The sequence below is a fragment of the Shewanella colwelliana ATCC 39565 genome (assembly GCF_000518705.1).
In the GTDB taxonomy this organism is placed as follows: Bacteria; Pseudomonadota; Gammaproteobacteria; order Enterobacterales; family Shewanellaceae; genus Shewanella; species Shewanella colwelliana.
Genome location: NZ_JAEC01000004.1, coordinates 315643 through 328108 on the forward strand (window position 1 = coordinate 315643; position 12466 = coordinate 328108).

The window sequence follows — 12466 nt, forward strand, 5'->3', positions numbered from 1 at the left end:
AGGCCATATACGTTGCATATAGGCCTCGCCACTCAAACTCTATTCTTTAGTCAAAGGCCAATTCATCATTGGCTCGTTGACTCTCTGCTCTTTCAGCTAAAGCATCTGCACGCGCCAGCTCCAACGCGATTTGTTCAGGTGATTTAAAAATAACTTGGATAGAGCCTTGTAAGTTGCGATTGGGTGCCTGTTGCACCACGAATGCACTCGTGTTGTCATCAAGCCTGCCATACCAGCGTTTACCTATGCAGTGCCCCTGAAACACACATTTATAAGAGCTAAGTTCACTACTTTTACTTTCAGTCGTGTGATAACCGATATTAATTAAAGAGGCTTTGATAAAATTGAAGTCGTCGTCAAACTGACTGCTGTGCTGTGAATAATAGCCACTTTGCATCATGATCTTCAAAAGGCCTGCAGCTTGCGTTCCATACAACTCATAATAACGAGCAATGGAAGGGCCCTTTGGAAGCGTGTGTGTGGTGACCACTTGCTCCGAAGCATTCTCCACGATCTCACCATAGCCTTGTAAAGGCGCCCCCCAAGTTAAACCAAATGGTGCGGACGCATTAACCGTGAAGGGAATAGCCAGAATGAATAAAGCGATCTTTCTAATCATGAGGTGTTTTCGAGAGTCAATAAATTGGCGACTTTATAACAAAGGATACATTTAATTACAACAAAACTATTTAAAAGTATGAGCTTAGTCTAAAATCTACCAATCTCAACCTCTTTAAAATCCATGTCAAAATTCCAAGTCCGCACTGAAATCTTGCACCTAACATCGCCGATTAGCCCTGCTTAATTTTTTCACTTACACGTAGAGGTGAGTGAGCCTCCAACCAATACTTTTGCAGCACAGGATTATTCAAACCACTATGCCTATCGGCAAGGCTCCACGCGCCTTTCCAAATACCATCGGCAATCATATGTACCACAGCACTTTCAATAGCGGAGGCAACACATAAACTCACAGGCTCATTTGAGGTATAACCTAATTCCGACTCCAATAGCTCTTGTGCATCAATAAACTTAAACACGCCTGCAGAGATCTCTTTAGAAAGAATTGATTTTGTCGTGGTCACACTACTTAACAATCGCCCCGTTCTAATATCAACCGCACGTAAGTTAACCGTCACCGTATCCACCCTAAACTGGCTTGAAGCACCAATACCGAGATAACGGGCACCTGCACCACCTGTTTTGATGTTGGTATCATAAGCAACAATACCGCCTTCCATCAGAATTTGGGCAGAATTAAGTTGAGGTAGTTGGTTAGCATCACCTTTAAGCCCCGCCCTTACAATTTTTCGTTCTGTCAGCAGGTTTTGTAACCCTTCTCGCTCAACAGGGACGAACCAACTTGAATCATTGAGTGCCTGTGCTAAAAAGGCTGTACCACTTTGCGGCACTGCGGTTGAAAAGTTACTCGATGGAATCGGTTTATATTGCCCAGTTTGATCCCTAAAATCATAAACTGCTGCAACCATAGCACCTTGTGGTGACGGCAAATTGACAAGATCGTAATAGGTTTCGCCTTTAGGCATTAAGCTGCTCGAGGCTTCGATATTGTCAAATTGTTCGGGAACAGAGGAACACGCCGTAAGGCAAAGTAAAACACCCGCAATTACAAAGTTTTTCATCATTAACCGCCTACCGTACCACTATCGACTAAACCACCCACTTCAATCACTGTTGTTTCACCTGTGACTAAATCGGTGATATGCACCAGCAACATACCATCTTCATTAACCACTTGGATCTCAAAGTCAGTGGTTTTCAGATAGCCTTCACCACCATTAGCCGCATCATTAAATAGTTGGCTCATTAAACGCGATTCTAGTGAACTGGCCATTCGTTCGAGCGCTGTAGGAGGGGTATAGCCTGAGCCCCCTTTATGATCATTCTGAGCTGACGCGTTAGCTAACAGGTAGGAGCCATTTAAATAACTCCCACCGAAATTAGGGTTAACTGGCGTATAAATAAGTTGAGTAGCTGCCAAATCTAGGCTGATTAGCGCCATTGCAGCGGCTGACCAGCTCAGTTGTTTGTAATGCATATGAATAATGTCCTTATTAAAACTCATCCGGAGCCAAATCGGGATCTAACCATTGAGCCCAACTGGATTGTTTTTGATTTTGCATCAAAACCTGATTCACTCGCTTAGCCGCTCCCACCGCTTGCTTATCAAGATCGCGACTTGCTGGCGATATCACAGTAATATAGACCGGCTTACGATTATGTAGGATGAGCACCTTACTGCCACTGCGGGCAGTGGCTCGCTCAACAACGCTTAAACCTGAGTGTTGCGTCATACCGCCAATATCTCTGTAAGCCGCTACAAATTCACGATAAAAACGATGACCCACCCTGGTCATCGCGCGATTGAGTATCAGCCCATCAATCAAATCACTCTCCTGTTTAGGGAGCGCATCGCTGATACTTTGCTGTTGGACTTGGTGGGCTTTGTTAATACCAGTATCTGCAGCTTGCGCAGTGACACTGCACAGCAGAAAAATTAGCCCGCCAAATCGATGGTTCACTGCTGCACCTCATGCAGATGGGTCTGTGCCCATGCAATGGCTTGTCCGCGACTGGATACGCCAATTTTTCTAAACACGCGATAGAGATGAGTCTTAATAGTACTTTCGCTGACAAACAATTGATTAGCAATATCAATATTGGTGCTACCACTTAATAGCGCCTGCAGCACCTCTCGCTCTCTTACGGTCAAGTTATCAGCACCGTCAGCATAATCATCATCGGTAGCTGACGACAGTAACTGCTGCGGTATAATCGTTTGACCACGTAATACATTGCTTAAAGATTTACCCACCTCTTCAAGCGAAGCATCACTGAGAAAAACGGCGGCTGTAATGGGTGAAATAAGAAATCGAGCATCGATCTGTTGGGGATAATGTAACAAGACGACTCTGGCTGAGTGTCTCTTCTCTATCTGCTTTTGAATTTGATAGGCGCGTTGTACATCAACACTGGAAAGATCAATCACCACCAATGAGTAACTTGACTCATTCATGGTCGCTTCAACTTGCTCTGGAGACACTTTGGCTAGCTTAACTAAAAACTCTTGAGGCCATCGCGTATCCAATAAGTCGGTTAATAATTGCGATCGTGAAACCACTACCCAGTTAATTACTTTGAACATCCTGCTCACTCCATGTCGCTACGTCGTAGCGTATTTCCATTAGTTTCGCGACTATCATAACAACTAAAATCTAAATAAAAACCATTCCTAAGATCCGACCTGATAAAAAAGATTAGAACAAATTAGCTGTTTAATCGCTTTTTTCACTATAAAATGCTGATAATACTATTGATTAACATGCCCTTGAGTCACCACAGTATTCTGCGAATTTCCCCACTGAGCAACAACCACACCATGCCCTGAACCATATTGGTTAATCGTTACCGCATTTTCGTAACCCGTTTGATAGATAATGGCGCGATTATCATTGCCCTGTTGCTCAACATCTAATGACAAAGCTGTACCATACTGAGAAGCGACGACTAAATTATTAAATCCTACCTGCAACAAACTCGCCTCAATAGCGATGCCATCTTGCCCCATTAAACTCCGATTACCACCGCCTTGTTGGCGAATATCAACAAAGATGTCAGTACCGCTCTGCGTATTTAACGCTAAATTGGTCACACCTATCTGATGGATATCAGCATCCAGTGCATCACCAGACTGGTTGATGGCGGCTTTATTATTGAATGCCGATAATTCGTCAATCTCGCTCAAGTCAACGCTGGCAAGTGACGTAAACGAAACAAGGCTAATCAAAACCAGCACCAGCATCCCTAGTAAACTTCTATAGCGCTCGTAATTTTTACGCAGACTTCCCATGTGCGGTTTCTCTTCCATTTAATCTGCAAAGATTATCACCTCATCACAAGCATCCTTCGTCCCCAAAGAGTATTAAGTCACCCTAGACTAATAGCCTATTCAACCGAAAGGTCTAATACTTTACTACTATAAAAAAGCAGATCTACAGGTCTGTTGCATGAACTAAGGAGCTGACAGTTTGAAAGTTAAAGTGTGCAAGATGACAGATGCCCATCCTTCTATTGCAGGCAAAAAAATACCAGCCACTTGGCTGGTATTTTCAATCTCTTATTGAGATTACTTATTTAATACTGACTCTGCAGTACGGCCATCATCATGGCAACTGTCACAAGCTGGTTTATCACCAACATTAGAGTCATGTGGCGCATGGCAATCTGCACACATAAGGTTGCCATCATGTGGCTGATGCACCGCATCCATTTCAGCTAGCGTACCATGACAGCTTTGGCACTGCTCAAACTCATGAGCACCGTCTGCTGAAGGTTCGCCGTCAGCATGACATGCTTCACAACCATCCATCTCAGCATGCATTTCAGCAAGTTCTTGTGGCTCAGCCATCGCTACTGGAGACAAGGCTAACGCCGCTAGACCAGCACCAAATAACGCACTTAAAATTTTCTTGCTCACGATAATATCCTCTTTATATTTGGCATTGTGGGTTAGTTTTATATGGTCCCATCTAGCCGTCATCCAATTTGCACAACTAGGCTTAAAATAGCTAAGGATTGGCTGATTGGCAACTTTTATGTCGGCGCAATCGTAACAATTCCGTTATCGACAAAACGTGCGCTTAATCAAATATCTATGACTTACACCACTAAACCAAGGTTATACGTGAGTTTTGTCACAGCCCTACCATGCAATTGAACATCTATTGTCTGCGGTCATCATCCCCCCCTGCATTAATTCAGCAATCTAACCATAGGCAGAAAACCTTAGTGTTTTAAAACGACAAACGGGAGCCGAAGCTCCCGTTTGATAACCAATATTGTGATTGATTATTTTGCTTTTAGCGCCGCAATACGTTTTTCAAGTGGCGGGTGACTCATCATGAGTTCTGCCATCGACTTCTTGCCATTGATACCAAACGCTGCCATTTGCGCAGGCATAGCCCCTGTTTCTGGGCCTTGGCGTAAACGATCTAACGCTGCAATCATTTTTTGTTTGCCAGCAAGCTTAGCGCCGCCCTCGTCAGCCTTGAATTCACGAATACGAGAGAAGTAAGCCACAATCATCGATGCCAAAATACCAAACAACATATCCAGGACAAAAACCACTGCCATATAGGCGAACATTCCTAGGCCTTCACCCTCTTCGTCGTTACTGGCGACAAAGTTATTGATGATCCCGGCAACAACACGCGCTGCGAAGATAACAAAAGTGTTTACCACACCTTGAATTAGGGTCAAGGTCACCATGTCACCGTTAGCAACATGACTCACTTCGTGGGCAAGCACCCCTTCAATCTCATCTTGAGTCATGCCGTATAACAAACCACTACTTACGGCTACCAACGAATTGTCTTTACTCGGTCCCGTTGCAAACGCATTAAGCTCTGGCGATTGGTAAATAGCAACTTCTGGCATTTTAATGCCAGCTTGCTCAGCCTGGCGTGCAACTGTTTCTAACAACCAACGCTCTGTGTCATCACGTGGAGTGGTGATCACTTCGCATCCCATGGTCTTTTTAGCCATCCACTTAGAGATAGCCAAACTGATAAATGCACCACCGAAACCAAAGATAGCTGCAAAGACTAACAAGCCGCCCATCGTTGAGGTATTAACCCCTAAAATTGACATCACGATTGACGCAACTAGCAAAATCGCCATATTCGTCGCAATCAATAAAAAAATACGCTTCATGTAAGCTCCTATAAGACACACTATTGTGCCAATTTAACCCTATAACGACATAATATGTCCGAAAATTCAAATCTCAAGGGGTAAACGTAAAAATAAATCCATCACTGATTAATTTCAGTGCAAATCACGGAATTAATCCAAGTCACGCAGTCTAGAAGTCGATGCTTAAGCCAATCTTAAATAAGCCGTAAGTTAATAAGATAGGCCATTAAACTTAGTTAATTAACAAACAAATAGACGAAGAACGACTAAGACAACGCATCGATATCACAATAGCCAGCAGCCGTTGCCACGTTTCGACTCGGCAGATAAGGAACAACACCTAGGCAGGGTGATGCCATTAACTCGGTTAATGTTGTCAGGTTTTCTTGTAGATAAGCCATGTTGGGATCTGTAACATTAGCTACCCAACCTGCCAAGGTTAAACCATCGGCCAATATCGCCTCTTGGGTTAACACCGCATGATTTAAACAGCCCAACTTTACACCCACCACTAAAATCACTGGCATAGATAATTGCTTAACCGCCTGAGATAAAAACTCGCCCCCCCCCAATGGCAGACGCCAGCCCCCCGCACCTTCTACCAGCATCAGATCGGCACTGCTAAGAGGTAACGTCTCTAAATGCTGGCAAATTGCATCGACACTCAAACCTATGCCAAGGTGTTTAGCCGCAATGTGAGGCGCGATAGCGGGTTCAAACGAAAATGGATTTACTTGTGAGTAATCCAACTTCACGCTGGACTGAGCTATTAATGATAAAGCATCGGTATTTCTCAGCCCCTCTGGCGTCACCTCGCAACCCGAGGCAATTGGCTTTAATCCCAACGTCGAGCCTCTTGCTTGCGCCGCATGCAGCAGCGCCGAACTCACAAAAGTTTTGCCACAATCGGTATCGGTTCCGGTTACAAAATAGCGCATGGTTCACCTATTAATTTTCCGCGTACAATCATGATCTGATAGGTCAATGGTAAGCCCTGTGGCTGACGAATCGCTTCAGCGCGCGAAGTAAGCTGTTGCCAATCTTGCCGACCTCGAAGTCGCGCCTGCTGTGATGCATTATCTGTCGTTGCCCTTACCGATGCGCCCACCCCTTTTATCGAATAAAGCAAAGGCTTTAACTCGTCAAAATAAACCGTAAACTCTTGACAAACAATAGTTAACTGTTGCCATTGCTGGGCATCAAAGCAGGCATTAATCCTATCTAAATGATTAAAATCATTTACCCGTAAACCTAACTGTTTTAGCTCATCGAGACTGCCATGACCAACAATAGCTAAATGGCACTCGCCATTAGGCTGCAGCACTCTCTCTATTTCAGCCACGGCACTTTGTAGGTCTTCACACCACTGCAACGCCAAGTTTGAATACACCAGCGCCACGCTATCATTTTTTAAAGGCAGCGCCTGTGCATCGGCACATAGTGGTATTTGCTCTGGTTGCGTGATTCCTAACTGATTAAGCATGCCCGGTGCAATATCGACCGCTACAACATCACTGACACCCGATAGTGCTGAAAAATCAGTCCCAGGCCCACAGCCCAAGTCGAGCAAACGACCACTGGCATTAATTGAGTTAAACAAGTGTTTTGCTGTACTGCGCTGCACCACATCATGGCGTTGATAGTCACTCGCCGCGAGAGAGAAACATTGCGCAATAGTCGACTGTTTACCATAAAACGATGCTTGTGACCCTGTTTTCACTACTTCAGGTTCCTATAAATATGTAATTCTCAATACTAGGTTTTGGACAAAGACCTGGAGAGGCTGCACAAAATTGAATCAGCGCTCTGAACTAAGGGCGCTAGCTAAACAACTGACTAACATGTCGATCTGCGAATGGCTATGGTTAACGTTAAGGGTGATGCGCAAACGAGCACTGCCTTTAGGTACTGTGGGCGGACGAATCGCGCCAACCCAGATCCCAGCTTGCTTAAGGTATTCGAACACCCGCTGTAACGACTCCAGCTTGCCAACGATAATCGGTTGGATCGGCGTGTTAGAATCAGTTATCGCCACGCCTGATTGCAGACATAGCGCTTTAAAATACGCAATATTATCAGTTAACTTCTGCTGCAGCTCACCAGTTTCAATCGCCAATGACACCGCACAATTGACAGCGTAAGCCGCACTCGGCGACAAAGCCGTCGAATAGATATAATCGCGCGCATTGGCAACGAGAAAATCGATACAAGCACGAGAACCTAATATCGCCGCACCCTGGCCACCAAGGGCTTTACCGAAAGTCACCACTTGAATGTCGCAATTATGGGCATTGGCTTGCTGTTGTGCACTTAAAACACCAAAACCGTGCGCATCATCGACTATCAGCCAGCTCCCCTGCTGCGTACAGGTTTTATAGAGCTGTGAGAGTGGCGCAACGTCACCATCCATACTGAACACACTTTCAGTGACCAGCGCCAATGGCTGATGAGCCTTAATTAGCCGCTGCGCAGCTAGTAGATCATTGTGTGAAAATCGCCTTAAGGTAGCACCACTTTCACGCAGACCATCAATTAACGACGCATGGATCAGCTTATCCGCAACTACCGTATCACCCGTGCCAAACAAGGTTTTCATTAACGCACTATTGGCGCTAAAGCCAGAGCAAAATAGCAAGGCTGCCTCATGACCTGTCGCCTTGCAAAGGCTAGATTCTAGCTCTGCATGGGCATCGCCGTACCCCGTCACTAATGGCGAGGCGCCGCTGCCAACACCATAGCGTCTTGCGCCTTCAACCAACGCATCGATCAATTGAGGCGACACACTCAAGCCCAAATAATCATTGCTACTGAAGTTAAGGTAATGCTGCGCCTCACAGGAAAACTGGTTAGGGGAGCTTGCCGTTTGTGTCAGTTGTACCCGAGCCCGTAATAGCCCCGCAGCTTGCGCCGCGACTTTTGCCTGAGCAATTTTCGCCGACAGCCCTGTCATACTAGAGACTCACCCGCGCAAGGCTCATTTACAGTGCGCCCGCATCATAAAATGCCTGACTCTGTTTGTCTTTTAGTGCCTGTGCTTTAGCAAACACGGCTTTATCATCTTCCACCATAGCAGCCTTCCCCTGTTCAGGGTGCAGTCCTAGGCGTTTAAGTAAAGCCATATCGTCATTTTCTTCAGGGTTACTAGTCGTAAGCAACTTGCAGCCATAAAAAATAGAGTTAGCGCCAGCAAAGAAACACATCGACTGCAATTCATCACTCATCTTCTCGCGCCCTGCTGACAAACGCACCCGCGATAAAGGCATAACAATACGCGCAACGGCGATGGTGCGGACAAACTCAAGCGGATCAAGATCATCCAAGTTTTCAAATGGTGTTCCGGCAACCTTCACCAACATATTGATCGGTACTGAATCTGGGTGCTTTTCCATGTTGGCAAGCTGTTGCAACAATCCAGCTCTATCCGTTGCCTGCTCGCCCATACCAACAATGCCCCCAGAACAGACTTTCATGCCTGCGGCACGAACATTTGATAGGGTATCAAGCCGCTCTTGGTAGGTACGCGTGGTAATAATGTCGCCATAATACTCAGGAGAAGTATCAAGGTTGTGGTTGTAATAATCCAAGCCCGCATCAGCCAGTTCACTCGCTTGCGAAGGAGAAAGCATGCCGAGTGTCATGCACGTTTCCATCCCCATCGCCTTCACTTCACTCACCATATCTTTAAGGTATGGCATATCTCTTTGATGAGGATTACGCCAAGCGGCTCCCATACAAAAACGTGATGCGCCGGCGGCTTTCGCGGCACGTGCTTCGGTTAGTACCTTATCAATTTCTATCAGACGTTCTTTCTCAAGCCCGGTATCATAGCGAGCACTTTGCGGACAATATTTGCAATCTTCTGGGCATGCACCCGTTTTAATCGACAAAAGTCGGCTTATCTGAATCTCATTGGGATCGAAGTTTTCACGATGTATGCTATGGGCCTTGAACAATAGATCGTTCATAGGAAGTGAAAAAAGCGCTTCTATTTCATCGCGCTGCCAATCATGGCGAAGTTGAACTTGAGACATTGATACCAGCCCTTACTCTAATCTATTATTACCGCGGCACTGGGTTTAACCACGACATTTATGTTGATTAGCATACCGTTAGGTCTTAATCTGTCAACGCCAACCAGTTTACCAAGTTTACTAACGGTTAATTTTTAACCAAGGAAACCATTATGTCTTCATACCCCACCATTGACTACGACTTCGATCAGCAACATATATGGCACCCTTATACTTCTATGACTCACGCCCTACCAACATTTGGGGTGGTAGCAGCTAACGGTTGCGAGTTAGTGTTAGACAATGGTAAAGCGCTGATCGATGGTACCAGTTCTTGGTGGGCCTGTGTCCATGGCTACGGACACCCGCAGATCCTTGCCGCCATGAACGCACAACTCCACACCTTAAGTCACGTCATGTTTGGCGGCATCACCCATCACAGCGCTATTGAGGTGAGTAAGCAACTGGTAGCCATGACCAGTGATAACTTAACTAAAGTGTTTTTGGCCGATTCTGGCTCCATCGCGGTCGAAGTTGCCATGAAGATGGCACTGCAATACTGGCAGGGGCGTCAGCAACCCAAAAAACAGCGCATATTAACAGTTAAAAATGGCTATCACGGTGACACGTTTGCCGCCATGAGTGTGTGTGATCCCGAGGGCGGTATGCACACAATGTTTGGCAATGCTGTTACCCAACAGCTGTTTGTCGATGCGCCGCAAACCCCTTTTGGTGCAACGCTACTAGCCGATGATCTGACCGCCATGCATCTGATGTTAACCAACCAGCATGAGTCCGTCGCCGCCGTGATCATAGAGCCAATTATGCAAGGTGCTGGGGGAATGCGTTTTTACAGCGCTGATTATCTTAAAGCATTGCGGGCATTATGTGATGAGTTCAATGTGCTACTGATCTTAGATGAAATTGCCACAGGATTTGGCCGCACAGGTAAACTGTTTGCCTATGAGCATGCCGATATTGAAGCCGACATCCTTTGTGTAGGTAAAGCGCTCACAGGCGGTTATATTTCGCTGGCGGCAACCTTGTGTAGTGACGAAGTCGCCCAAGGCATTAGTGACTCACCATCTGGTGTGTTTATGCATGGCCCCACTTTCATGGGCAACCCGTTAGCCTGCGCTGCGGCCAGTGCTAGCCTATCGCTGATTGCAAATAATGAGTGGCAAGCCCAGGTGTCGCAAATCGAAACCCAGATGTGCCAGGAGCTTGCCGAGGCCAGCCACTTTGACGGCGTCAAGGATGTACGAGTATTAGGCGCGGTCGGCGTAATTGAGATGAATAGACAGTTGAATACCGCCGCACTTCAGCAGCAATTTGTCGATCTAGGGGTATGGATCCGTCCATTTTCCAATTTAATCTACATCATGCCGCCCTACTGCATCAGCCAGAGTCAATTAACAACACTCACCCAGGCAATGAAAACGGTGGCTAAATCTGTTGGTCAGCAAACTACTGCTAAAACTGACACCCAGTTTATTAGTCATGGCTAACCCATTTAACCACCCACATCTTTTGAGTTAATGTTATAGGCTCAAATTAATCCGATTGCGACCATCAGACTTTGCTCGATAAAGCGCCGTGTCAGCGGCGCATACTAAAGCAGTCGGGGTACGATATTGCCCTAAGACTTCGACGGCGATTCCTTGGCTCACGCTCACCCGCACTGAAGGATGCAAGCCCAAATCGGTAAAAGAGAGCTGATTGATGGCGGCTTGCACTCGTTTAGCCGTCAGCTCTGCAGTTCTGGCGTTGCAGTTAGGTAAGATCAACGCAAATTCCTCTCCCCCATAACGCGCTGCCAAGCATTGCCTACTGGGTAGCGCCTTCTCAACCACCTGCGCTATTTTTTGCAAGCAACGATCGCCATTGACGTGACCATATCTATCATTGAACAACTTAAAATAGTCCACATCGATTATCACTAAACTGAGCGGTTGATGTCCATTAATGCTGTCATTCCAACTTGTTTGGAGCATTTCATCAAACTCATGGCGGTTTGCCAGTCCAGTCAGTCTGTCCGTACGGGCTTGGCGTTTCAGTTCATGGTATTCGGCTTTATGGGTGGTGAGGTTGTGCATCACCCCTATGAATAGGTTTTCGCTGCCTGTTTGGCTGGCAGGTAAACAAGAGAGGGATAAGTCCACATCAAGTAATAAGCTGTCGGCGCGATGAATCACCACCTCTTTTGGACCATGATTGCTGGGCAGTTCGTGACACTTTTTCCAACTAACGAACAGTGACAGATACTCATCTTTATGTTGATGGCCGAGGAAATCACACCATTGCTGGCCAATCAGCGCTTCGCGTGGGGCACCAAATAGCTGCGCGGCCAACGGATTTATCATCTCAAATACACCGTTGCCATTGACCACAAAAATCGCTTCTGACATGTAGTTGATAACCGTACCAAGGGCGTTCAGAAAGTCATTTTTTACCGTTCCAGCAATAAGCTCATCAGCGAAATCTAACTGTTTTTTTGCTCTGTCGAGGTTATCTTTTGGTGGCTGGCTGCAGGTAATATCCTGGGATATTCCCATGCGCTCAAGTCGTTTTGCCAGGTCCTGGTTCATGGTGTCGACAACCACTTTTTTCACTGATGCTGATGACATTTTGCGTTCCCTCTTGCCAGTATTCGTAGTCAGTAACTGAGAGCAACACCCCAACTAGTTAAGTGGTGTTACTCCGATGACTAACAGATTAAACAAAAAATCAGCAAACAACCT

At 46.0% G+C, this 12466-nt stretch carries 14 protein-coding genes; 1 reads left to right on the forward strand and 13 read right to left on the reverse strand.

The window, feature by feature from the left end; all coding sequences use genetic code 11:
* Positions 1-46: 46 nt before the first annotated feature.
* The 12 genes from L876_RS0101450 to bioB form a co-directional block, all read right to left on the reverse strand.
* The gene (locus L876_RS0101450) at positions 47-619 is read right to left on the reverse strand and encodes a hypothetical protein (protein WP_028762156.1); all 573 of its coding nucleotides are present in this window, start codon (positions 617-619) and stop codon (positions 47-49) included.
* Between the two features lie 172 nt (positions 620-791).
* Positions 792-1643: a CsgG/HfaB family protein gene (locus L876_RS0101455; protein ID WP_028762157.1), complete on the reverse strand. Its 852-nt coding sequence runs from the start codon at positions 1641-1643 to the stop codon at positions 792-794.
* Positions 1644-1645: 2 nt separating this feature from the next.
* On the reverse strand, positions 1646-2059 hold the full coding sequence (locus L876_RS0101460; RefSeq protein WP_051412846.1) for a curli assembly protein CsgF: 414 nt from the start codon (positions 2057-2059) through the stop codon (positions 1646-1648).
* A gap of 16 nt (positions 2060-2075) precedes the next feature.
* The gene (locus tag L876_RS0101465) at positions 2076-2543 is read right to left on the reverse strand and encodes a curli production assembly/transport protein CsgE (RefSeq protein ID WP_028762159.1); all 468 of its coding nucleotides are present in this window, start codon (positions 2541-2543) and stop codon (positions 2076-2078) included.
* A complete protein-coding gene (locus L876_RS0101470; RefSeq protein WP_028762160.1) occupies positions 2540-3166 on the reverse strand; it encodes a LuxR C-terminal-related transcriptional regulator in 627 nt (208 codons plus the stop codon). Before L876_RS0101470 ends, L876_RS0101465 begins: the two co-directional genes overlap by 4 nt.
* 165 nt (positions 3167-3331) lie before the next feature.
* Positions 3332-3889, reverse strand: coding sequence for a hypothetical protein (locus L876_RS0101475; RefSeq protein ID WP_051412835.1), 558 nt, complete (start codon positions 3887-3889; stop codon positions 3332-3334).
* 258 nt (positions 3890-4147) lie between these two features.
* On the reverse strand, positions 4148-4498 hold the full coding sequence (gene cctA, locus L876_RS0101480; RefSeq protein ID WP_028762162.1) for a tetraheme c-type cytochrome CctA: 351 nt from the start codon (positions 4496-4498) through the stop codon (positions 4148-4150).
* Positions 4499-4869: 371 nt separating this feature from the next.
* Positions 4870-5733: a protease HtpX gene (gene htpX, locus L876_RS0101485; RefSeq protein ID WP_028762163.1), complete on the reverse strand. Its 864-nt coding sequence runs from the start codon at positions 5731-5733 to the stop codon at positions 4870-4872.
* A gap of 248 nt (positions 5734-5981) precedes the next feature.
* Complete coding sequence (bioD, locus tag L876_RS0101490) at positions 5982-6653, reverse strand: dethiobiotin synthase (RefSeq protein WP_028762164.1); 672 nt, start codon at positions 6651-6653, stop codon at positions 5982-5984.
* Positions 6638-7435, reverse strand: coding sequence for a methyltransferase domain-containing protein (locus tag L876_RS0101495; protein WP_028762165.1), 798 nt, complete (start codon positions 7433-7435; stop codon positions 6638-6640). Before L876_RS0101495 ends, bioD begins: the two co-directional genes overlap by 16 nt.
* Before the next feature lie 78 nt (positions 7436-7513).
* On the reverse strand, positions 7514-8665 hold the full coding sequence (locus L876_RS0101500) for an 8-amino-7-oxononanoate synthase (RefSeq protein WP_028762166.1): 1152 nt from the start codon (positions 8663-8665) through the stop codon (positions 7514-7516).
* A gap of 28 nt (positions 8666-8693) precedes the next feature.
* Complete coding sequence (gene bioB, locus L876_RS0101505; RefSeq protein ID WP_028762167.1) at positions 8694-9746, reverse strand: biotin synthase BioB; 1053 nt, start codon at positions 9744-9746, stop codon at positions 8694-8696.
* Positions 9747-9898: 152 nt separating this feature from the next.
* Here bioB and bioA point away from each other — a divergent pair, with 152 nt between their 5' ends.
* Positions 9899-11233: an adenosylmethionine--8-amino-7-oxononanoate transaminase gene (bioA, locus tag L876_RS0101510; protein WP_028762168.1), complete on the forward strand. Its 1335-nt coding sequence runs from the start codon at positions 9899-9901 to the stop codon at positions 11231-11233.
* Between the two features lie 33 nt (positions 11234-11266).
* Here the strand turns inward: bioA and L876_RS0101515 are convergent, their stop codons facing one another.
* Positions 11267-12352, reverse strand: coding sequence for a sensor domain-containing diguanylate cyclase (locus tag L876_RS0101515; RefSeq protein WP_248674435.1), 1086 nt, complete (start codon positions 12350-12352; stop codon positions 11267-11269).
* Positions 12353-12466 lie beyond the last annotated feature (114 nt).

Excerpts from the sequence above, each read along its gene's own strand:
- L876_RS0101450 (WP_028762156.1), bottom strand. The coding sequence starts at position 619 with ATGATTAGAAAGATCGCTTTATTCATTCTGGCTATTCCCTTCACGGTT.
- L876_RS0101455 (WP_028762157.1), bottom strand. The coding sequence starts at position 1,643 with ATGAAAAACTTTGTAATTGCGGGTGTTTTACTTTGCCTTACGGCGTGT.
- L876_RS0101460 (WP_051412846.1), bottom strand. The coding sequence starts at position 2,059 with ATGCATTACAAACAACTGAGCTGGTCAGCCGCTGCAATGGCGCTAATC.
- L876_RS0101470 (WP_028762160.1), bottom strand. The coding sequence starts at position 3,166 with ATGTTCAAAGTAATTAACTGGGTAGTGGTTTCACGATCGCAATTATTA.
- L876_RS0101475 (WP_051412835.1), bottom strand. The coding sequence starts at position 3,889 with ATGGAAGAGAAACCGCACATGGGAAGTCTGCGTAAAAATTACGAGCGC.
- htpX (WP_028762163.1), bottom strand. The coding sequence starts at position 5,733 with ATGAAGCGTATTTTTTTATTGATTGCGACGAATATGGCGATTTTGCTA.
- bioD (WP_028762164.1), bottom strand. The coding sequence starts at position 6,653 with ATGCGCTATTTTGTAACCGGAACCGATACCGATTGTGGCAAAACTTTT.
- L876_RS0101500 (WP_028762166.1), bottom strand. The coding sequence starts at position 8,665 with ATGACAGGGCTGTCGGCGAAAATTGCTCAGGCAAAAGTCGCGGCGCAA.
- bioB (WP_028762167.1), bottom strand. The coding sequence starts at position 9,746 with ATGTCTCAAGTTCAACTTCGCCATGATTGGCAGCGCGATGAAATAGAA.
- bioA (WP_028762168.1), top strand. The coding sequence starts at position 9,899 with ATGTCTTCATACCCCACCATTGACTACGACTTCGATCAGCAACATATA.
- L876_RS0101515 (WP_248674435.1), bottom strand. The coding sequence starts at position 12,352 with ATGTCATCAGCATCAGTGAAAAAAGTGGTTGTCGACACCATGAACCAG.